Below are 22,449 nucleotides of genomic sequence, written 5' to 3' on the forward strand. Positions count from 1 at the left end.
GACATACCTATAGGCAGGCAAAGCGACTTAACATCATCAAAAACTTTTCAAAGCTTTTTTATGAAAATTACGCTTTCACTCTGTTATAGTTTATCACTTTTTGTAAACACTTTCAAGAGCTAGAGTTAATTTTTCGTTTCTTCTTGCAATTTTTTTCATTTTTTGGAAGAATAGGGGTATAGAAAGAGGTATTTTATGTCTAAAATCAAATCTATTCAAGCTTATCTGAAACAAGAGAAAATGGATTTGGCCATTTTTTCAAATCCAACTACTATCAATTATTTGACTGGTTTTGCTGGGGATCCCCATGAGCGTCACATGTTTCTCTTTGTTCTAGCAGATGCTGACCCACTTTTGTTTCTTCCTGCACTGGATGTGGAGAGGGCACGTACTGCTTTGAATTTCCCTGTTATGGGCTATATGGATTCTGAAAATCCATGGAATCTCATCAAAAAGGCTTTACCTGCTAAATCCTTTGCTACAATTGGTGCTGAATTTGATAATCTCAATCTGACTCGATTCTATGGCCTAAAATCCATTTTTAACCAAGAATTTACGGATTTGACTCCCCTCATCAATCGTCTTAAGCTCATCAAATCTCGTGATGAAATTGAAAAAATGCTGATTGCTGGTAAGTTTGCGGATAAAGCCATGCAAATTGGCTTTAACCATATTTCTTTGAAGAATACCGAAACAGATATCATTGCCCAAATTGAATTTGAAATGAAAAAGCAAGGCATTTCCAAGATGAGTTTTGAAACTATGGTTTTGACAGGAAATAATGCCGCTAATCCTCATGGTATACCAGGAACCAATCGCATTGAAAATAACGCTCTTCTACTCTTTGATTTGGGCGTAGAAACTCTAGGCTATACATCAGACATGACACGGACTGTGGCGGTTGGGCAGCCTGACCAATTTAAAAAAGACATCTATGAAATTGTTCTTGAGGCTCAGTTGACCGCTCAAGATTTCATCAAACCGGGTGTGACAGCAAGCCAAGTGGATGCTGCTGCACGAAAAGTTATTGAAAAAGCCGGCTACGGCGAATATTTCAACCACCGCTTGGGCCATGGTCTGGGCATGGATGTCCACGAGTTTCCATCCATTATGGCTGGTAATGATTTAGTTATTGAGGAAGGAATGTGTTTCTCTGTGGAACCGGGTATTTACATTCCGGGTAAGGTCGGAGTCCGTATCGAGGACTGTGGCTATGTGACCGAGTCAGGATTTGAAGTCTTCACACAAACCCCTAAAGAACTCTTATATTTTGAAGCATAAAAGAAAAATAGCAGAAAATCAAAGGTCACTGAAAAAGTAGAGAGCTTCAAAAAAATAACAAAGACTTCTCTCTTAGAACAACCAAAGTATAAAAAATAACGAATGAATCGTTATCGGAATTCTCTAACCCGAAACGATCATTCGTTTTTTCGTTGCTCAATTTTTGATTGTTAGACACTTTCAGTGAATTCGAAAATCACTTCTACTGCTTTTTAAGGCTTACTTACCTTCCTTGGCTGCCAACTTTGCAGGTTGACCATGGGCAATACGACTAGAGGCTGCTGCTGCAATAGCACCAACAATATCATCTAAGAAGGTATGGCAAGCTCCACTTTCCTTACTGTCCAGTTTCTGAATAATTCCTGGTTTCACCTTATCGATATAACCATAGTTAGTAAAACCAATTGAACCAAAGACATTGACAATGGAGAGAGCTAAAATTTCGTCGATACCATAAAGACCTTCATCACCTGTCAAAATATCATTGAGGGGTTGAGATAGAAGGCCTTTTTCGGCCAACATATCCAACTCAACACCTGTAATAATCGTATTTTGAACTTCGCGCTTAGAAAGCACCTGTTCTACACTATCTATGCATTCTTCTAAACTCAAGTCTGGGATATATTTGCTTTGCAGATAGATAACGAGCTCTGCTATATCCTCAATCTCCACACCACGCTCTTTCAAGAGAGAGTGAGCCTTGTTATTTAATTCCTTGTCTGATTTCATTATAAAATCCTTTCTGTGGTAGACAACTGTCTACTTTCTCATCTCCTATTTTATCAAAAAAAACGAAACAAGTCGCTTCATATACCTTGTAACGAAACGCTAAATCTTACTCGTTTGAGGACTTCGCTTTTAAGATAAGTCCATAAAAATAATCTAGCTTTAATACTTTAGTAAAGTGATCCTCATTGAGAACCACTTTCACTTATATTTGCACCCAATAACGAGCAAGCTCTTTCTCTATTTTCAGCTGATCACAATCTTCTATACTAATAATATTTTCCAGATGACCACCAACTTTTTCTATCAATTTTCGACTTGCGTGATTGTCGGCAAGGGCTGTGATGAGGACTGATTGGATTCCCTTCTCTCTAAATCGTTCAAATGCAAATGTTAGGAGTTCTTGCATGATGCCTTGACGGCGAAAAATAGGAGAAGTTGCATAGCCGATATGTCCACCAACACGCGCTAATTCTCCTTTTTCCAACTGCCAACGACAGGATAGTTTAGCCGCGATCTCTCCATATTTAAAGTAGTAATAAGTCGTGTAGGTTGACCAGTCAGGATGGTCCGTTTTGGTTTCACAACGTTTGGCTTTTTCAACAAAGGCTCTAAAATCATAGACTTTTTCTGTTCTAGAAAAAGGATTTCCGGATTCTCGTTCGGATAGGAGAGAGTCTTGAAATCTCTCAAAAGCCTCCTGATCCCTTAATTCAATGGTTCGAATGTTACCCATCCTATCCCCTCTTCTAATGTATTTTATCTAAACTATTTTTATCTCAAGTTCTTACCTAATCTTCTGAACTTCCAGCTTTGTTTTGTTTTCTATAAGTACTAGGCAAAGACTTCTAGATGGGATGGCAGAACTGTAATATCGACTGGTAATTTATCGCCCTCATCGCCATCCACATTGAGATGCAATTCTTCACCTTGATCTTCAAGTGAAATACGAATATCTTTGACCTGATAGTAACCTACGTGTTCATTGGATTGATCAACACCTGACAAGAGACTAGGTAAGGTTTGAACGCTTTCTAAGAAATTACTATCTTTTAGGTAAATGAAATGCAGTAAACCATCATTCACCTTGGCTTCTGGTAATAGTTCTTCAAAACCAGCAATGGAATTGGTCAAGCCAATCAATAAATTAGAACTTTCTATCACTTTTTCTTGACCATCCAATTGAACTGTAAAAGCATAAGAATGATTGTCAGCTAAATTTTTCAGAGCTGAGATAGCATAGGCCAATTTGCCCAGTTTAGTCTTTTCTTCGACACTTGTCTCATTGACTGCCTGTGGAATGGTTCCGATAGCAATCACATTCATGAAATAGTCTTTATTATTAACTTTACCAATATCTAATGCTTTAGTCTTGGTCAAATCCAAGGATTGGATTGCCTCTTCTGGATCTAATGGCATTTTGAGCGCGCGTGCCAAATCATTGACTGTGCCAAGAGGGAAGAATCCAAATTTTGGTCGGTATTCCTCTTCTGCTAAGCCACTAATTCCTTCATTGACAGTGCCGTCACCTCCCATAACAAAGACCGCATCAAAGCCATCCTTGGCAGCCTGCTTGGCAAAATCACGGGCATCTCCGCCCTTTTCCGTGTGTTTTACAACAATCTCTTCAAATCCCTGACCCAATTTTTCCTTGGCCATTTCTTCAAAATCCTTGGCTTTCTCTCCACCTGAGCTGGGATTGACAACTAAAAGAACTTTTTCCATGATAGACTCCTTTTCTATTTTTATAGTCAAATGAATTAACATTAGGACTAAGAACTGAGGCGCAGGCAGCTCCAACAGTCTGGGGATAGACTGTTGGAGGCGGGAAATAAGAACTGACGAAGGTCAGTTCACCTTACAGTCTGGGGACAGACTGTTGGAGGCGGGAAATAAGAACTGACGAAGGTCAGTTCACCTTACAGTCTGGGGAGTGACTGTTGGAGGCGGGAAATACAAACTGACGAAGGTCAGTTCACCTTACAGTCTGGGGAGTGACTGTTGGAGGCGGGAAATACAAACTGACGAAAGACAGTTCACCTTACAGTCTGGGGACAGACTGTTTGAGATCCGAAATAAAAGAAACTAAGTTTCTCTCAACTGGAGTACGGCAAGCCGATAGTGACAACGTATTAAAGTTAATTCAAAAGACTATATCCTTTGTTTGTTGAGTGATTGACTCGTATCACTCATGAAATGTTTTAATTTCAATTTATAGCGGGCCGACTGCAAAAGCTGTTCTTGGTATTCAACTTCCTCTAGGGCAACCAGCTGCCCACCCATTTTTTCAATCAGCCTTCGACTAGCTAGATTGGTCTGGTCTGTTGCTATCAGAATTGAGTCCATTCCTTTCTCTCTATAACGTTTAAGGGCAAAGCTGATAAATCGACTAGCAAATCCTTGTCTTCGAAAAGATGGCGCAACCATGTAACCCATATGCCCCAATTTTTGGCAATCGGGATGGCCCAATTCCCAATAACAGATGACATTCCCGACAATTTTACCATCAAGAAAGGCAAAATATCGAGTATAAATAGACCAGGACTGCCCCTTTGCTTTGACCTCGCTCTTTTCTTCCTTACTGACAAAGCTCTGAAAATCTTCTATATGCCACCATTCGACAAAAGGATTGCTTTTCTTATCTTCCAGCATGGCAGCTTCAAACTCTCTGTAAGCTTTTTCATCTTCTAACTTGATTTTACGAAATTCCAAGATCGATTTCTACCTCCAATTTACTTTGACAGATGCTTTTCACATTAACCTGAACGCTTAAGCAAACCATACTTTTTGGCGACTAAAACTCCATAGACTGTAACAAGCACTAGACTCAACAGAGTCACTAAGAAACCAGCTTCAAAACCGTAGATACCTCCTGACCAGAATGCTTTATCTGGGTCTAGGCTACTCACCATGAGTGAGGTCGGCATAGGCATTCCACTGACGGCTATCCCTAATATCGGCCCTAATACAAAGTTCCAAGCTGAGTGAAATCCTGCAACAAACCAGATGTTATCATGATAATAATACATGAGACTGAAAACCAGACCGTTCAGAATGGTATTACTGACACTAATCAGACTTGCACTATTGTTTGACACATGGAGCAGGCCAAAAACTAACGAGTTGACTAGGATAGCAAAAAGCATCCCAAAACGAATGGCCAGCTGGGTTTGTAGCAAGCCACGGCAGAGAAATTCTTCCATAAAACCTTGGCAGATAAAACCAAGTAGGAGGATAAATAGCAAAGTCCGATTCAAGTCTTTACTCCAAGAAAAGGATAAGCCACCTGAGATCCATAGTAAGCACCAAATTAAGACTAGAGAAAGAACGGCAAGGAGGACACCTGGTAAATAGGGTTTAAGGGAGGTCCTTGGATTCATTCCTAGAGCACTCGGTGTCATTCTAATTTTTTTGAGCGCAAACCAGACTGTAAGAAAACTAACAGGAATATAGGCAATCAAGTGAGCGCTAATAAAATCTAGTTTGAAGACTGAATTCAAAATCCAGGAAAGGATCATATCAGAAAAAGCATAAACCAATGCAATGAAATCGAGGCTTCGTCTGTCCTTACCTGGACTTCTCTGAGCTGCTAGTGTCGTCTGATTGAAGGGTAAATTTATTTTATCTAGCATCATGACTCCCCTCTGCTTCTATTTTTTACTAGTATTATAGCACTTTTCAACATAAAAATGAGACCCAGATTTAAAAGGGTCTCGATTTTTTAAAAATTTCGTCCATTTTTTCCGTAGCCATAGCGTTCCATGAAGTCTTGGCGGAATTCCAAAAGGTTGTCGTCCATGATAGCTTGACGAACATTTTTCATGAGATTAATAAGGAAGTAAAGATTGTGGTAGCTGGTTAGACGGATACCAAAGGTTTCATCAGCCTTGAGCAAGTGGCGGATATAGGCACGCGTGTAGTTTTTACAGGTGTAGCAATCACAGTCATAATCAAGTGGTGTGAAATCTTCTTCGAACTTAGCATTTTTGACCACCAAACGGCCTTCTGATGTCATACAAGTACCATTGCGGGCAATGCGGGTCGGCAGAACGCAGTCAAACATATCAACGCCACGGATAACCCCATCAATCAGGCTGTCAGGCGCTCCTACTCCCATCAGGTAGCGTGGTTTGTTTTCTGGCAAGAGTGGCGTAGTAAAGTCCAGCACTGCATTCATTTCATCGTGGGTCTCGCCAACAGCCAGACCACCGATGGAGTATCCAGGGAAGTCCATGCTAACTAGGTTTTGAGCAGATTGGCGGCGTAGGTCTTCGAATCCAGCACCTTGTACGATACCGAAAAGACCTTGGTCGTGAGGGCGGCTATGAGCCTTGAGACCGCGCTCTGCCCAGCGTGTAGTCCGCTCGATGGATTTTTTTACATAATCGTAAGGCTGATAGAACTGAGGACACTCATCAAAGGACATCATGATATCTGAACCCAGATTATTCTGAATAGAAATAGCTTTTTCCGGTGATAAGAACATCTTAGAGCCATTAAGGTGGTTCTTGAAAGTTACCCCTTCTTCTGTGATGTTGCGGCTATCCGCCAAAGAATAAACCTGGAATCCACCTGAGTCAGTTAAAATTGGTTGGTCCCAGTTCATAAATTTATGGAGGCCACCAGCTCGGGCAATCAGCTCATCACCCGGACGCAACCAAAGATGGTAGGTATTGGATAGGATGATCCCTGATCCCATTTCTTTCAGTTCTTCAGGCGATTGGGTTTTAACCGTAGCCTGAGTACCAACTGGCATGAACATCGGGGTTGGGAAGGTACCGTGCGGAGTGATGATCTCACCCAAACGGGCACCTGTATGCTTTTCTTTTTTGATTAAACGGTATTTAATTGGATAATCGGTCATTTTTAAGTTGCTAAGTCCGAACAAAAAACGAATGAATATAGTGACGACTTGATATCCTGATTTCGGATGCAAGCAGTCTTTTTCCTAAGTTTTTCGGACGGATCTGTTTCCTTTCTTTTACTTCAGGAAAGACAGTCCTGAGTATTTTTCAGCTATACTAGTGTACCAAAAATGGTCTTGGCTGTCATCTTTTACTTTTGGAATTTGAATTTCTATTCCATATCTTTTTGTTTTATGCTAAGATATATGCAGGAGGTTTTTATATGTTTACAATTAGCCAGATCCGTGCGCAGGCACGTCAAACCATTAATTCCATTCCTGGGATTTATTATTTGCCCATTATTCCAGTCGCAATGACCTTTGTAATGGCAATTTTTCAATATCTCAGACCTACTGTTTACTTAAATAATTATGATCCTTCCGTATCTGGGATAAATATAGCCGGTTCTTTCTTTTTTCCCATCCTTTACGGACTTTTAGTTTCTTTTATCTCCATCTCAATAGCATGGACCTTATTACAAGCGATTCGTGGTACCAAGAAGATGGTTGAAATCAAAGATGCTCTAGCTATCTTTAACTCTCCCTATCTAGGAAAGATTTTTGTTACCTATCTGGTCAAACAACTATATCTCTTTCTTTGGGGATTGATTGCATGGATAGGAATCATCTTATCTTTAGGTGCATTTTTCGCTCTAGCAATTTATGCGATTTTCAGATACAACTCAGAAAGCTCAACTTCTCCCGACCAAACTTTGGCTGCATTTGGCATAATGTTGATTATTGGTTTAGTCGTACTGATTGCTGGTGTCATTCTTTATATCCCTCAAAATCTTGCTTATAGCCAAGTTGAGTACATTCTTTACGATCAGTTAGAAAATAATCAATACGCTGGTCCCAATGCTATTATCAAGGCTAGTCGTCAAATGATGAAGGGCTACAAAGGTAAACGTTTTGTCCTCGACTTGTCCTTTATTGGCTGGTTTCTCTTACAAGGAATTACCTTTGGTTTAGCCGGTATCTATGTTTTGCCATACTACTACGCTGCGCAAGCTCATTTTTATGAAGCTGTAAAGAAGGACAATCAGATGAAAGAAGCAGCCGACTTCAACCAATTGAATCAAGCTACAAGCACTTCAAATCAAGTAGAAAAGCCGACTGAAGAAATTCCTAGCCCAACTCCTGAAAAAACACCTGACTTTCAAGAGTCAATTGAAAAAACAGTGGAGACAACTGAGAATCCATTCACAGAAGCAAAGATGGACTCTGCTATTGATACCCCACTGGATCATCACGAATAGAAAATGCCCTATGAGACTCAAGATTGAAGGAAGATTTCTTCAATCTTTTTCTTTTATAGAAAAATAAAGAAAAACTCTAGAATTGTTAAGAGAATAACAATTTTAGAGTTAAGATCGTATCGTCGAATGAGTTAGTATCTTCAAGACTAGAAACATGAGGCGCAGGTAGCTCCAACAGTCAGGGGAGTGACTGTTGGAGGCGGGAAATAAAAACTGACGAAAGTCAGCTCACCTTACAGTCTGGGGATAGGTTAGGTTCTTCGAGGTTAGAAATAAAAGGGACTAAGTTTCTCTCAACTGGAGTACGACCAGCCGATAGAGATAAGGTATCAGCCTTCCTTCAAATGACTATAAAACTTTCTGCATCACTAAAAGTTAGTCAAGTTTCCACCATACTCAGATATTCAACCTTGATACACTTGTTCATGACAATATCATTCCTACCAGCTTGTCGCAAGATTTCCTCTGCTTCTTGGCTTTCTAAGCCCAGTTGTGCCCAGAAAATATCTGCATCTGTTTCTAGAAAATCACTTGCTACATCCGGCAAAAATTCAGAACGTCTAAAAACATTGACAATATCCATATGAACAGGCACATCTTGCAGTGAAAAATAGACTGTTTGTCCCAAAATCTCTTGTCCAGTTAATTTGGGATTAACCGGAATGATGGTATAACCAGCTTCTTGCATGAATTTTGAAACACGGTAGGCTACTGTCTCTTCACGATCAGACAAACCAACCACTGCAATAGTCTTGGCATTTTTGAGATAGTCAAACATCACATCTTGACTGGGGTTTTGAAATGTATAAGTCATGGGAGCCTCCTAATTCGTCTCTAGTTTCAGTATAGCATAATTTCTCTGGATTGACTTTTTCTTCATTTAGTTATATCTGCACTTGACAAGTGAGTGATTACTCACTATAATACAGGATAGGTGAGTATCCACTCACCTTCAAAAAGGAGCCCTTATGGAAAAATTATTGGATTTACAAAATATCACTAAATATTTCGGAAAGCAACTGGTTCTTAAAAATATAAATTTCGATCTATCTACTGGGCAAATTATCGGTCTCATTGGTCCTTCTGGTGCTGGAAAATCAACCATGATTAAAACTATGCTGGGGATGGAAAAGGCTGATGAGGGCTTAGCTTTGGTACTGAATCACCATATGCCAAACCGTCACATTCTAGGACAAATAGGATATATGGCTCAGTCAGATGCCCTTTATGAAAAATTGACAGGTCTAGAAAATCTAACTTTTTTCGCTACGATGAAAGGCATAAAGAAAAAAGATATTACTGACAGTATCCAGCATATTGCCCAAGTCGTCGATCTAAGTAAAGACCTTCATAAGTCTGTTTCGAATTATTCAGGAGGAATGAAACGTCGCTTGTCTTTGGCAATTGCTCTGATAGGAAATCCCAAACTCCTTATTCTGGATGAACCGACAGTGGGTATAGACCCTGCTTTACGACGCAAGATTTGGCAAGAGTTAACTCATTTGAAAAATAGTGGCATGGGTATTTTAATCACAACCCATGTGATGGATGAAGCTGAATTAACAGATAAGGTTGGCTTATTGCTGAACGGTCAAATTATGGCTTTCGGCAGCCCCAAGAACCTCAAGACCAGATATGCTGTCAGCAGCATTGAAGATGTCTTCTTAAAAGCAGAGGGAGAATTGCTATGAAAATGCTAGCTATTTCACAAAAGGTACTAATGGAGCTATTTCGAGATAAGCGGACTCTTCTTCTACTATTTATCGCTCCTATCTTAATTATGAGTCTGATGAATGCCGCCTTTTCTGCAGATACCGCAACGAGTATACGCATTGCTACCGTTTCTGTACCTGATGAGCTTGCACAGTCCATGAGTGACCTAGAAAAGGTAAGCATCCAAGCCTACAAAGTTGAGAAAGAGGCTCAGCAAGCCTTACAAAATGAAAAAGTTGATGCTATTCTGATTTACAGCGAACCAGGCGATTATGCTGTTACCTATGCTAATACAGATCCCAGCAAAACTAAAATGACCCGCCAGGTTATAAAAACTAGCATCAAACAGGCACAATTCCAAGAACTGATGGATGGTCTCAAATTCAGCCAAAGAAACAGACTACTAACCTCGGAAGCCACTCAACATCAAACAATTACAGGACAAGATAAGCAACAAGCAGAGCAGACTGACAAGATTGTCACTCCTGAAGATGATACCGAATTGTCCGAATCCTATATCTACGGAAGCAACGATTCCAATTTTTTTACAAAAATGATGCCCATTTTAATGAGTTTCTTTGTCTTCTTCTTTGTCTTCCTCATCTCAGGGATGGCTCTTTTAAAAGAACGCACCTCTGGAACACTTGACCGTCTATTAGCCACACCAGTCAAACGCTCCGAAATCGTTTTTGGTTATATGTTGCCTTATAGCCTTCTTGCAACTCTTCAAACCGTTGTCATCGTCCTATCTACCATCTGGCTATTTGATTTAGAAATTAAGGGTAGTCTGGGAGATGTCATCCTAGTGAATATACTCTTTGCTTTGGTTGCTCTCTCCTTTGGTCTTCTCCTATCTACTCTCACGCACTCTGAATTTCAGATGATGCAGTTTATTCCCCTTATCATCATACCGCAATTCTTTTTCTCAGGTATTATTTCACTTGATTCTATGGCTGGATGGTTGCAAAATCTTGGAAAATTTATACCTCTCCACTATGCTGGTCACGCCTTGTCAAAAATTGTTCTAAATGGCACCAGCATCCTCAATCTTGGTTCAGACCTACTAATCCTCTTCCTTTTCTTGATTAGCTTAACCATTCTGAATATTATTGGGTTGAAACGTTACCGTAAGGTATAAGTACTAAAAACAGGAGAAAAAATGGAAAATAAAACTATTTTATACAACTATCAAGATTGGTTACAGGTCCACGAAATACCAGCGGGAAAGAAGAAAACCTTACTGGCCGCTACTCAACTCTTCTCCCAACAAGGATACAATGGCACCTCCACTGCTCAAATTGCAGAAAAAGCTGGTGTTAGTCAAGCCACTATTTTTAAGTATTTCAAAACAAAAAGCGACCTTTTATCCGAAATAATGAAGCCCATGATTCCGGAATTAAAAAAAGAATTCTTACCAAAATTGCAAGCCTATCAGACACTAGATGAGGCTGTTCACTTTATCATTAAAAATCGTTTTCACTTTTTGACACAAAATGCAGATTTCATAAAGATTTTGATACAGGAAGTTTTGGTTAACCCAGATTTTCGCCAAACGTTATTAACCAACTTTAAAGAAGTTGCCGCTGAGGATTATATTCTTCAGATGAAAGTGCTCTTTCATCAGGCCCCTGAAGCTGATTTTTCAGATAAGACAATAGAAACCTTACGTTCTTGTGCCGGAATCTTCTTTGCTTATTTTACCCAACGCTTTATCTTCAATATTCCAACTCAATCCGAGAAAGAAGATTTGGAACTGATTGAACAACAAATTTTATCCTTGTTAAAGTTCAAAGAGGATTAACAATAAATGAAGCAAAGTGACATAGATATACCTTGTGGTAAGTAAGAAGCTTTAACAAAGGATACTGTTGATGTTCAAAGAGCATAAGAATAAAGCTTGTGAAACTCAAATCCCATTCAATCTTTGAAAGATTCAATACTCAAAAAAAGAGGCTGGGCAAAAAGTAGCTTCAAATAAAACCACACGGTGATTTCTGTCTTGAAAACAATCAAGATGAAAAAATCACTGTGTGGTTTTTGAGTATGTGAAGTTTTAGAGGCTAGATTCTTGGACGGCTCGATTGCCTCTGACATGAACCCTGCGCACGCCAAAAACACTCTTTAATCGGCCAAAAACGGGTTCAACATCGATTTTCCGTTTGGCATAGATTCGAGAGCCTTCTTCGCTATGTAATTCTTCCTTGATGAGTTCTTTAAAGTAATTCCAAGTTGGATTGTAATGGATTTGTTTCTGGCGACCACTTTCTGTTTTGGAAAGTTTTTCTAACTCTTCTGTGCCTTGTATGTTATCCGCCTCATAGATTTTAAAGTCACGTTTAAATCCGTACTTGTCAGTTCGACGAGAGTAATTCTTAAAGGAATAAACAACTCCGTCTGGTTTAATAAACTGATCTGTCTCTTCAAGGTAGTCCCAATTATTTGGATTAGTAGGACTGTTCTTATATTTCTTCGTCAATTCCTTCTGGTACATACCATAGGGAATCAGAGGGGTCTTCTCCAACTCATCAATGATAAAACTATAATTCTCCTCACTGCCATAACCGGCATCGGCGACAATATTTTGGAACAAGTCTAAGGTTTGAATCGATTGGAGAAAGGGTTTTAGAGTTCTGGTGTCCGTTGGATTTGAAAAAATATCGTAGGCAAGTACATATTGACCATTGGTGGCAGCTTGAACATTATAGCCAGGTTTGAGCTGGCCATTCATCATATGGTCTTCTTTCATTCGCATAAAGGTGGCATCATGGTCCGTTTTGGAGAAAGAGTTACGCTCTTCTAGAATCTCTCTAGCCTCCTCATAGCGCTGTTTACGAGGAATGTAATCTCTTCTCAACTGGTTGCGCAGTTTCTTGATGCGACGTCGTTTCTGTTTATTAATAGAACCACCCTTGATAACTTTGGGTTCCTCAGAAATAGCCTTCTCAACTTCAGCTAAGGCTTCCGCAGTTTTTTCAAGCAATTCTTCCAAACCTTGGCTGGTTTCGCATTCTTCTTTAGACAGAGCTAGGTTTACCCCCTCTTGAACCAGCTGGTCATAGAGTTCTGAGATTTTCCCATTTAGGGCATCTTCATATTTATCAACAGCTCTTTTCCAAGTGAAAGAGTAGAGATTAGCATCAGCTTCTAGCTTGGTGCCATCGATAAAGAGAGCCTCGTCTTCAATCATGCCATTTTCACGCATGAGGAGGGTGAAGTAAATAAAGGCAGTCTTAATCAGGTTGTTGGCATGCTTACTGGAACGAAAATTATTGATGGTTTTGTAGCTGACGTAGGTATCCTGGCTCAACCATTTCATGGGAATGACTTCCTCATTCATCTGAACCATTTTGCGACCAGAAAAGACCTGACGAGCGTAGGCGAAGAGCGTCATCTTCATGAGCATAGCCGGATGGAAGGCAGGACGGCCAGTGTGTGATTTATCTTCCAATAAAACATGATTAGGGATACTGTCCACAAAAAGACTGATCAATCTAACTTCATGATTCATAGGAATATCGTAGGCAAGATTTAGTTCCAAACTGAGTTGATTTGTGTTATACTCTTTATACATGATCATGGCTTTCTAGTTGTTTTGTCGTTATTATAATTATAAACCATGACATAGGGAAACGAGCATCTCCAACTGCGGAAATGCTCGTTTTTTCTATTCTGAAGCTACTTTTTGCCCAGCCTCTTTTTCTGTGTTCTCGAATTTTTGTCCAACCTCTATTTTTAGACTTCTATTAAGTCATTTCAGGAATGCTTGGAAATCTCCTCGGAGCTTAACATTCGATTGATATGAATGGCAAGGTAAGCAATTTCCTCTTTGCTAATTTTCTTCGAATATACTAATTCTAACTGATCTTTTATCAAGAAAGATATTTCTGTGGCTCTTGGATATAGTTGTACAATTTGTTCAAACAATTGATTTGAGTCATCTAGCATTTTATCATTGAAGAAACGCTCAGCGAAGAATTTCAAATGGGTAATAAATCGTTGGTAATGGACACTTGTATTGTCCAATTCTGAACTTATACTATACCTAATTATGCTATTCACAGTTGCGATGAGTTTGGCATAGTTCATTCCATCCGCCTTCATCTCAGCAGAGCTTTGAGCATTGATGATATGAAAAGCGACATTAGCAGCTTCTTCTTCAGGCAAGACTAAACCAAATTCTCTCTTAATCAATTTTAAAGCGTATAAACCAATCTTAAACTCTTGGGGATAAAAATTCTTAATTTCCCAAAAGACGCGATTGGTCACATTAATATTGCTCTTATACCGTTCGATAGCAAAATTCAAGTGATCACTGAGCATAAAATAAATACTTGGATTTAGACTACAACCCAACCTATCTTCGGCCTCCAAAATGACTTGCCTAGATAATTCCAGCAACTCAGCTGGAATGGATTCCAAAATGGTCAGATATTCTTTTAACTCAGAATTTTTCAGAGGAATAAAGGTTTGATTAATATTATCACTATCCACATTATCTCCGACTTTTTTACCGTAGCCAATTCCTTTTCCAAAGAGAATGAACTCACTTTGATCATCATTAACCACCAGAATCGCATTCGCATTCAAAGGTTTCTTTATTTTCACTTTGAAATCTCCTAATCTAGGTCCTCCCCATTTGAAGAGATGACCTTTTTATACCAGAAAAACGAGTCTTTTTTATAGCGTTTCAAGCTGCCATTCCCTAAATCATCTTGATCAACATAGATATATCCATAACGCTTGCTCATCTGTGATGTTGACACACTAATCAAATCAATAGGTGCCCAACTAGTATATCCAAACAAGTCAACACCCATTTCAACAGCCTTGGCCATTTCCTCAATATGACTTCTCAAATAAGCAATGCGGTAAGGGTCGTGAACTTTCCCATCTGCTGTCAACTGGTCAACCGCTCCCATACCATTTTCGACAATGATAAGAGGGACATTGTAACGATCATACAATTCCAGCAGAGAAATCCGAAGCCCTACTGGATCAATTTGCCAACCCCACTCTGTCGATGCTAGGTAAGGATTTTTAACACTCATGATGGTATTGCCAGCAGCTTTTTCCTTATTTGGATCTGCCGACTCAGTTCTGGACATGTAGTAACTGAAAGCTAGGTAATCTGCTTTCCCTTCCTTGAGAATCGCTTCATCTCCTTCTTCCATTTTAACGACAATGCCTTTATTTTTCAAATACTGCTTGTACAAAGTTGGGTATTTACCAAAAATCTGAATATCGGCGTGAGAGTGATTGTCTAAATTTTGCTCTAATGAAAGAAGGACATCGTTTGGATTACAGGTGTTTGGATAAGTTGTTAGTTTTGTCAGCATACAGCCCATTTGACTGCCCGGAATCATATCATGACAAAGCTTGGTCGCTATAGCTGCAGCTACATACTGATGGTGTAAGGATTGGTAAACCGCCTGATCTAAGCTATAGTCGATGCACTTGTCCGGAATGATGCCTGCAGTAGTAAAAGGATGGCGGCCAACACTATCAATCTCATTGAAGGTCAACCAATATTTGACATAGGGACCAAACTCCTTAAAACAGACTTGGGCATAGTTGACAAACAGGTCAACCAATTTTCGATCTCCCCAGCCATTGTATTTGATACTTAATGCTAAAGGCATTTCATAATGGGAAAGTGTCACGATTGGCTCGATATTATTTTCTTTGAGCCCCTCAAAAAGAGACTTATAGTAAGCAATCCCCTCCTGACTAGCTTCCTTTTCTTCACCACTTGGAAAAAGTCTCGTCCAGGCGATAGAAATACGGAGGGTTTTGAAACCCATTTCTGCAAAGAGTTGGATATCCTCTTTATATTTATGGTAGAAATCAATCCCTCTGCGTTTTGGATAATACTGCACTTCGTCCGTCGCAATGGCTTCTTCAACCATTTGGCTGGTGACCTTATTGTGTCCTGCATAATCTGATACATCAAGATTTGGTTTATAAGTGGCTACATCTGCAACAGATAAGCCTTTGCCTCCGACATTCCAGGCTCCTTCAATTTGGTTGGCAGCTAGAGCCCCACCCCAAAGAAAATCTTTTTTAAATGTTGACATAGATTCCTCCTATTCAAGTGTTAGCAATGTTTCAAATTGTTTAACATTTGTTTTGTCTGTCACTGTAAATTTCAAGTTACTTGGCTTGGTAAAGAGCATCATGGTGGTTGTATCAAAACCAGCCTCAACAATTCTATCTACATCAAAGATGACTAATAAATCACCACGTTTGATTTTCTGGCCTTCCTTGACCAAAACGTCAAAGAATTTACCTTCCAAGTTGACAGTGTTGATACCAATGTGAATCAAGATTTCAACCCCATCTTCAGTTAGCAGACCAAGGGCATGTTTTGTTTTATAAACCATCTTGACTTCAGCATCAACAGGAGCATATAGTTCTCCTTTGCTTGGTTTGACGGCAATTCCATCTCCTAATAGTTTACCAGAAAATACTTCGTCACTGACATTTTCAAGTGGAACAACAGTGCCTTCTAAGGGAGTATCAAATCTTTTTGAATCAGCAGCCGTGTCAACTGTTTCATTATCCTCTACAGTTATTGCCTCTACTTCTGGCTCTTTCCAGAGAACAAAGGTTGCAGCAAAGGAAACAGCGAAGGAGATAACAAGACCAATGACAGCATTGCGGAAGTTATTTGGCAAAGTTTCAGAGATAAAGCTAGACAAGGTTGCCAGACCTGGACCAACTGCTACATAGGCTTCAACCGCCATCAATCCAAGCGATGCACCGCCGATGAAACTACCAATCATAACCCCATAAAGAACACGTCTGTGAAGGATAGTCACCCCATAGAGGGCTGGTTCTGTAATACCAAAGAGGGCAGAAACACCAGAAGATAGAGCCGTTGAACGCAGTTCCTTATCTTTGGAGCGAATTGCAACAGCAAAGTTGGCACCAGATTCAGAAATATTATGGGCAAGAGAAGCTGCATTGTAAATGATTTCTTTTCCAGTCTCTCCAAGGGCAGTGATGACGTATGGAATCATGGCCTTGTGCATACCTGTCACCACCATGAAGGGCAAGAAGGAAGCAAGAATAGCTACCGCAATCCAGCCAAACTTAGCGAAGAGGAACATCACTACTGATGCAAAACCTTGACCAAAGTTGAAACCAAGCGGACCAAGGATGAAGAGAGTCAATGGAACTGTAATCAACATACTGAACATTGGAACAAAGAATACACGCAAAACTTTCGGTGTGATTTTCGTAAAGAATTTTTCAAGATATGAGTATGTAAATACAGTCAGGATTGCTGGGAATACTAAGTAGGTATAGTTTATATTTGTGATGCTGACGCCAAATAATTGAGCTCCCTCTCCCAACATGGTTGCCAAGTCAGGTGTCAAGAGTGTGGCAACTGTTGCGGTAGCCACTAACTGATTGGATTTCAATTTCTTAGCGGTTGTTGCAGCCACAAGAAGGGGCAAGAAACGAAGTGGAGCATCCCCGATAAAGTTCAAAATCATGTAGGTTTGACTGGTTTTATCTAGGATACCAAACAAGGCAGAAATCATCAAGAATGATTTAAGAATACCACCACCAGCGATGGCCGGAATTAATGGTTGGAAAATGGATACTAAGTAATCTAGGATGGTTGCACCGATAGAGAGTTTTTTCCCATCTTGGCTGGAAGCATCGCCCGTACGACCAGCAACTAATTTCTCAATTTCATTATACACTTCTACCACTGAGTTCCCAATAATGATTTGCGTTTGAACATTTTGAACAACTCCCAGCACACCGGACAGCTTTTTCAATGCTTCCAGATTGGCCTTGCTATCATCCACAAGGTTGAAGCGTAAGCGAGTGGAGCAATGCTCAAATTGGGCAATGTTGGTACTTCCGCCAATCTGCTCTACAATATCTATTGCTAATTTATGTACATCCATTGTACAACCTCCTAAATTTGGTCACGTCCTGGAAAAGAAAAAACCGAACTAAACCCAAAATACCCATTGATATTCTCGGTTTAATTCGGTTATGCCTGCTTGACCAGTTACATGCCATTTATTTAATTATGATTTCATTCTAGCACAGTTTTTTGTAAGCGTCAACAAATTTTTAACATTTCAACCTATAATCTACTGATAGATAAAAAAACGATTGAGGGAGACTGCTAAGAGCCTCCCAATCAATCGTTGTTTACCTTATTTCGCTTCATACCAAGTCTGACCAGCATTTTCTTCTGCGATCAATGGTACGGCCAGTTCGATGGCTGATTCCATGGTTTCTTTGACCAATTTTTGAACGGCTTCCAGCTCGGCATTTGGTACTTCTAGGACAATTTCATCGTGCACTTGTAAGAGCATGCGAGCCCTGAAGTATCCTGCTGTCAGAGCCTTATCCAGGTTAATCATGGCCACCTTGAGAATGTCAGCAGCGGAACCTTGAATTGGGGAGTTAATGGCTGTCCGCTCGGCAAAGTTACGGACATTGAAGTTGCGGGAATTAATATCTGGCAACTCTCTGCGGCGGTGGTAAATAGTCTCCACATAGCCCTTATCACGCGCATCACGAACAATATTTTCCATATAGGCCTTGATGCCTGGGAAACGCTCAAAATAGGTGTCAATATAAAACTTGGCAGCCTTTCTGGTAATACCCAAGTTGTTGGACAAACCAAAATCAGAGATACCATAGACTACACCGAAGTTAACGGCCTTGGCATTGCGGCGGTCATTTGGCGTCACATCCTTGGCATCCTTGATATCAAAGACCCGCATAGCTGTCGCCGTATGGATATCTTCGCCCCGTTTGAAGGATTCAATCAAGTGCTCGTCTTTGGAAATATGAGCCAGGACCCGCAGCTCAATCTGCGAGTAGTCCGATGCTAGCAAAACACTGTCTTCCATAGAGGGTACAAATGCCTTACGAATCAGGCGTCCCTGTTCTAGACGGACAGGGATATTTTGTAGGTTGGGATCCGTAGAGGACAGACGACCGGTCTGAGTTAAGTCCTGGACATAGCGGGTATGAATCTTACCATCTGCTAAGATAGCATCCTGCAAGCCAATGACGTAAGTCGATTGTAATTTAGTAATTTGGCGGTATTCCAAGATTTTTGAAACAACTGGAGCAATCGGTGCTAAACGCTCAAGCACATCAACCGCTGTTGAATAACCCGTCTTGGTTTTCTTGGTCAATTCCAAAGGTAGTCCCATCTTCTCAAAGAGGAGAACACCTAACTGTTTAGGCGAGTTGATATTGAACTCTTCACCAGCCAAATCATAAATCTTCTGAGTCAACTCCGCAATCAACAGCTCATTTTCAGCCTGCATGATTTGCAAGGTTTCAGCTTGCACCTTGATACCAGCGATTTCCATCTTAGCCAGGACATCCGCCAGTGGCAACTCCATCTCAAAAAGCAAGTCTGACTGTTGATGCTCCGTCAGTTTGCCTAACATAGGCTCCTTAGTCTCTAAGATGACCTGAACCTTACGGGCCAAATACTCAAAGAAGACGTCATCTTCTGGAAGACCGAGTTTTGCCCCCTTGCCATAGACAGCCTCATCCACTGACAGACTAGTTTGTCCGTACAGATGAGCAATCGTTGCCAATCTATTATCTTCTACCGTTGACAGTAGATAGGTAGCCAAACGGCTATCAAAGCTAGCCTTAGGCAAGTTGATATCCATGTGAGATAAGAGGACTTTGCTCCGTTTGAAGTCATAGGTTTGAATGGCATGACTTTCTAGAAATTCTTTGAAGATACTTTGTTGAAGAACCTCTGGTTTGGCCACATAGAGCTGCCCAGGACGTCCCCAAGCCAAACCAACCATTTCTTCTCTGTGGTAGTTTTCGCCTAAGATTTCAAAATAGAAGGCATCATCAGCTTGCAACATATCTGCTGTGACTTCTGTCACAACGGTATATTCGATGGCTTGCTCTTCTTCCTGGCCAGTCTGACCTAATTGAGCCCGCAGTTGCTTGAAACCCATTTCATCATAAAATTGACCCAAAACGGCCAAATCTGGTCCATTATAAACAATATCATCCAGTCCAATTTCAATTGGCGATTGGGTGTCAATGGTCGCCAGAGTTCGTGATAAGAAAGCCTGCTCCTTGTCGTTTAACAGGTTTTCTTTCATTTTGGAAGCCTTGAAACTATCAATATGTTCATAAATACCTTCTAAACTACCGTATTCCAAAAGTAGTTTGAGACCTGTTTTTTCTCCAATTTTAGTAACACCTGGAATGTTATCAGACTTATCGCCCATGAGAGCTTTTAGGTCGATAAACTGAGTGGGGGTGATCCCCATTTTTTCCATAAGGTAGTCCGGAGTAAATTCTTCAAATTCCGCCACGCCTTTTTTGGAAATTTCCACAATGGTATTGGCATCAGTCAGCTGAATCAAGTCCTTGTCGCCACTGGCGATGACCACATCAAAAGGTACTTCTGTCCGCTCAGCCATCTTATCCAGGGTACCGATGATGTCATCTGCTTCATAGTTGGCCAATTCATAGTGCTGGATACCCATAGCTTCCAACATCTGACGAATGAAAGGAAATTGCTCTCGAAATTCATCTGGAGTTTTGGCCCGACCAGCCTTATAATCTGCAAACATCTCTGTCCGGAAAGTTGTTTTGCCCGCATCAAAGGCTACCAAGATGTGGGTCGGCTGTACCCGCTCCATAAGGTGGTTGAGCATGAGGTGAAAACCATAGATGGCGTTGGTATGGAGACCGGTCGGGCTCTTAAAGCGGTCAATCTGGTTATAAAGAGCAAAGAAAGCTCGAAATGCGACGGAAGATCCATCAATTAATAAGAGTTTATTTTTTTTCATGCTTCTATTATAGCATGATTTGGGTATTTGGAGAGGCTTGAAGGTTGTAAAAGACGACGAAAAAGAGCTGATTTTACTCAACCAACTCCTTCTTCTTTATTCTTCTACTTTCAGCATTTTAGTAGCCAACTCTAAGAGTGAAATGGCTACTTGCTGGCGGTCCATTATCAGATTATAGATGGCATCTTCACTGAGGACACCGGCAGGAATCTTGTCAAATTCTCCTCGACCTGCTGCATCAAAATCCTGCATATACTGGTCACTATAGTAGTAGTCCTGCAAATCCTGATATTCTGACTGACTGGCTTCGTAAGCTTTTGCCACTTCTTCCAGTTGACGCAGCATCTCTACTTGATGATGGAGGTTTTTTTCCATTTCTTCAATTCTTTGCATTATTTTTCTCCTTTAAAATAAATTAAATTCTATTTGGTCATAAAATTACGATAGAGAAGGGAGAAGCCAAAAATCATGAGGCTTCCCATTAAGGGTAAAAGAACGGTGTAGGAAATATGGATATTGGCAATCAGAAAAGCTGATAGGCTAGAACCAACTGCCTGTCCCAACTGATTGGCTGAGCCATTAAGACTAAGCATCAGACTGGATTTATTATCCGTAGCGACACTCATCCCGGTAATCATCTGAATACCTGTAAACCAGGCTGCAATTTGCCAAAGAATAATCAGTGGAATAAGAATAAAAACCTCTTTAGGGAGCAAAAAAATCAAGATAGAAATGATTCCTTGTAGACTACTTCCTAGTACAAGGGCTTTTTTGTAGCCGATTTTATCTGCATAGACTCCACCAACATGATTACCTGAAAAACTAGCAATCCCAATAATCACCAGTAAAATACTCATGATGGGAGCAAGACTTGGCAGCAGTTCTAGTACATAGGGTGTCAGGAAGGTGTAGAAACCACCATATCCTAAGAAAAAGAGGAACATACATAAAAGGACAAATTGAACATCTTTAAGCTTGAAAAACCTTAGTTCTTCTAGGAAGTTGTTTTCCTTCTCCTCAACTTCTGCTTTGGGCAAGAAACGCATGAAATAAAGCAAAGAGAAAAGCATCAAAACAATCAAAAAACCAAAATCTGTTTGCCAGCTAAATATCTCTGATAAGAATCGGGTTAATGGGACGCCGATAACAAGGGCCAAAGCTGCACCCATAATTAATCTAGCAAGTGTCGAACCAAGTTTATCTTTGGAAGAAAAACCCGCCACCGTAGCTGTCGCTAAGACTCCGTAGCTATTGCCAGCGATACCAGATAAAAAACGAGCCATGAGCAGTTGAATAAAATTTGGAGCCAGAATCATCCAAAAAGTTGATAATATGGTTAAAAAAAGCATCATTTTCAATGCCTTGGTTCGCTCCATCTTTCGAAAAAGAATGAGGACAATGGGTACTCCAATTGCAGCCCCGTAAGCATAAAAAGAATTGAGCAAACCGGTTTCGGCAATGGAAATACTAAGCTGGTCAGCCACCTTATCTAGAATCCCATTAAAAAGCATGGCCGACATGGCTAAAACAAAAGCCATGAGAATAAAGACGGATTGAGTTCTTGTTGTTAATTGATTCTTTTTCATCATTTCTCTTTCTGGACAGTTTTCAGAAACATTCTTGATACCGCTTACAAAAATAACTCCGCTATATCAATTTTTCTCTAATTCTAGTATACGGTTTTTAAGCAGCAATAGCAAGCTATATTAGACAATATCGACATAAATTCACTATAAGAAGTATGTAAAAA

17 protein-coding genes and 3 pseudogenes are annotated in these 22,449 nt (G+C 40.2%); 6 read left to right on the forward strand and 14 right to left on the reverse strand.

Annotated elements, in window-relative coordinates; all coding sequences use genetic code 11:
* The first annotated feature begins 195 nt into the window (after positions 1-195).
* Positions 196-1,281 carry a M24 family metallopeptidase gene (locus tag BN1356_RS05825; RefSeq protein WP_093650449.1) on the forward strand — a complete coding sequence of 362 codons (1,086 nt, stop codon included), beginning with the start codon at positions 196-198 and terminating at the stop codon, positions 1,279-1,281.
* Between the two features lie 219 nt (positions 1,282-1,500).
* On the opposite strand, the gene BN1356_RS05830 is transcribed toward BN1356_RS05825, so the two are convergent.
* The 6 genes from BN1356_RS05830 to tgt form a co-directional block, all read right to left on the reverse strand.
* Complete coding sequence (locus BN1356_RS05830) at positions 1,501-2,010, reverse strand: phosphatidylglycerophosphatase A family protein (protein ID WP_093650450.1); 510 nt, start codon at positions 2,008-2,010, stop codon at positions 1,501-1,503.
* 202 nt (positions 2,011-2,212) lie between these two features.
* Positions 2,213-2,743, reverse strand: coding sequence for a GNAT family N-acetyltransferase (locus BN1356_RS05835; protein WP_093650451.1), 531 nt, complete (start codon positions 2,741-2,743; stop codon positions 2,213-2,215).
* Positions 2,744-2,841: 98 nt separating this feature from the next.
* The gene (locus BN1356_RS05840) at positions 2,842-3,732 is read right to left on the reverse strand and encodes a diacylglycerol/lipid kinase family protein (RefSeq protein ID WP_093650452.1); all 891 of its coding nucleotides are present in this window, start codon (positions 3,730-3,732) and stop codon (positions 2,842-2,844) included.
* Between the two features lie 426 nt (positions 3,733-4,158).
* Positions 4,159-4,719: a GNAT family N-acetyltransferase gene (locus BN1356_RS05845; RefSeq protein WP_093650453.1), complete on the reverse strand. Its 561-nt coding sequence runs from the start codon at positions 4,717-4,719 to the stop codon at positions 4,159-4,161.
* A 44-nt stretch (positions 4,720-4,763) separates the two neighbouring features.
* Entirely contained in the window at positions 4,764-5,639 is an 876-nt protein-coding gene (locus BN1356_RS05850) for a CPBP family intramembrane glutamic endopeptidase (RefSeq protein ID WP_176694234.1), read from the reverse strand.
* Between the two features lie 89 nt (positions 5,640-5,728).
* On the reverse strand, positions 5,729-6,871 hold the full coding sequence (gene tgt, locus BN1356_RS05855) for a tRNA guanosine(34) transglycosylase Tgt (RefSeq protein WP_093650528.1): 1,143 nt from the start codon (positions 6,869-6,871) through the stop codon (positions 5,729-5,731).
* Positions 6,872-7,134: 263 nt separating this feature from the next.
* Between tgt and BN1356_RS05860 the strand changes: the two genes are divergently transcribed.
* The gene (locus tag BN1356_RS05860) at positions 7,135-8,169 is read left to right on the forward strand and encodes a DUF975 family protein (protein WP_093650455.1); all 1,035 of its coding nucleotides are present in this window, start codon (positions 7,135-7,137) and stop codon (positions 8,167-8,169) included.
* Between the two features lie 379 nt (positions 8,170-8,548).
* On the opposite strand, the gene BN1356_RS05865 is transcribed toward BN1356_RS05860, so the two are convergent.
* On the reverse strand, positions 8,549-8,983 hold the full coding sequence (locus tag BN1356_RS05865) for a CoA-binding protein (protein WP_093650456.1): 435 nt from the start codon (positions 8,981-8,983) through the stop codon (positions 8,549-8,551).
* A 154-nt stretch (positions 8,984-9,137) separates the two neighbouring features.
* Between BN1356_RS05865 and BN1356_RS05870 the strand changes: the two genes are divergently transcribed.
* The 4 genes and pseudogenes from BN1356_RS05870 to BN1356_RS13100 form a co-directional block, all read left to right on the forward strand.
* Positions 9,138-9,860, forward strand: coding sequence for an ABC transporter ATP-binding protein (locus BN1356_RS05870; protein ID WP_093650457.1), 723 nt, complete (start codon positions 9,138-9,140; stop codon positions 9,858-9,860).
* Entirely contained in the window at positions 9,857-11,020 is a 1,164-nt protein-coding gene (locus BN1356_RS05875) for an ABC transporter permease (RefSeq protein ID WP_093650458.1), read from the forward strand. The genes BN1356_RS05870 and BN1356_RS05875 overlap by 4 nt, the downstream gene beginning before the upstream one ends.
* Positions 11,021-11,041: 21 nt before the next feature.
* Positions 11,042-11,453: pseudogene (locus BN1356_RS13095) on the forward strand (TetR/AcrR family transcriptional regulator); the annotation flags it as partial.
* Positions 11,454-11,560: 107 nt separating this feature from the next.
* Positions 11,561-11,683 (forward strand): annotated as a pseudogene (locus BN1356_RS13100) (TetR/AcrR family transcriptional regulator); the annotation flags it as partial.
* Between the two features lie 132 nt (positions 11,684-11,815).
* Here the strand turns inward: BN1356_RS13100 and BN1356_RS05885 are convergent.
* The 7 genes and pseudogenes from BN1356_RS05885 to BN1356_RS05915 form a co-directional block, all read right to left on the reverse strand.
* A pseudogene (locus BN1356_RS05885) lies at positions 11,816-13,453 on the reverse strand (IS1182 family transposase).
* Positions 13,454-13,635: 182 nt separating this feature from the next.
* Positions 13,636-14,487, reverse strand: coding sequence for a PRD domain-containing protein (locus tag BN1356_RS05890; RefSeq protein ID WP_093650460.1), 852 nt, complete (start codon positions 14,485-14,487; stop codon positions 13,636-13,638).
* Positions 14,488-14,498: 11 nt separating this feature from the next.
* Positions 14,499-15,956: a glycoside hydrolase family 1 protein gene (locus BN1356_RS05895; protein ID WP_093650461.1), complete on the reverse strand. Its 1,458-nt coding sequence runs from the start codon at positions 15,954-15,956 to the stop codon at positions 14,499-14,501.
* 9 nt (positions 15,957-15,965) lie between these two features.
* Positions 15,966-17,804, reverse strand: a complete 1,839-nt coding sequence (locus BN1356_RS05900; protein ID WP_093650462.1) for a beta-glucoside-specific PTS transporter subunit IIABC — start codon at positions 17,802-17,804, stop codon at positions 15,966-15,968.
* Between the two features lie 258 nt (positions 17,805-18,062).
* A complete protein-coding gene (polA, locus tag BN1356_RS05905) occupies positions 18,063-20,699 on the reverse strand; it encodes a DNA polymerase I (RefSeq protein ID WP_093650463.1) in 2,637 nt (878 codons plus the stop codon).
* Between the two features lie 96 nt (positions 20,700-20,795).
* Positions 20,796-21,092 carry a DUF4298 domain-containing protein gene (locus tag BN1356_RS05910; protein ID WP_093650464.1) on the reverse strand — a complete coding sequence of 99 codons (297 nt, stop codon included), beginning with the start codon at positions 21,090-21,092 and terminating at the stop codon, positions 20,796-20,798.
* Between the two features lie 29 nt (positions 21,093-21,121).
* Positions 21,122-22,288 (reverse strand): MFS transporter, encoded by a 1,167-nt coding sequence (locus tag BN1356_RS05915; RefSeq protein WP_218054294.1) that lies wholly within the window; start codon positions 22,286-22,288, stop codon positions 21,122-21,124.
* Positions 22,289-22,449 lie beyond the last annotated feature (161 nt).

Source organism: Streptococcus varani, assembly GCF_001375655.1.
Lineage (GTDB): Bacteria > Bacillota > Bacilli > Lactobacillales > Streptococcaceae > Streptococcus > Streptococcus varani.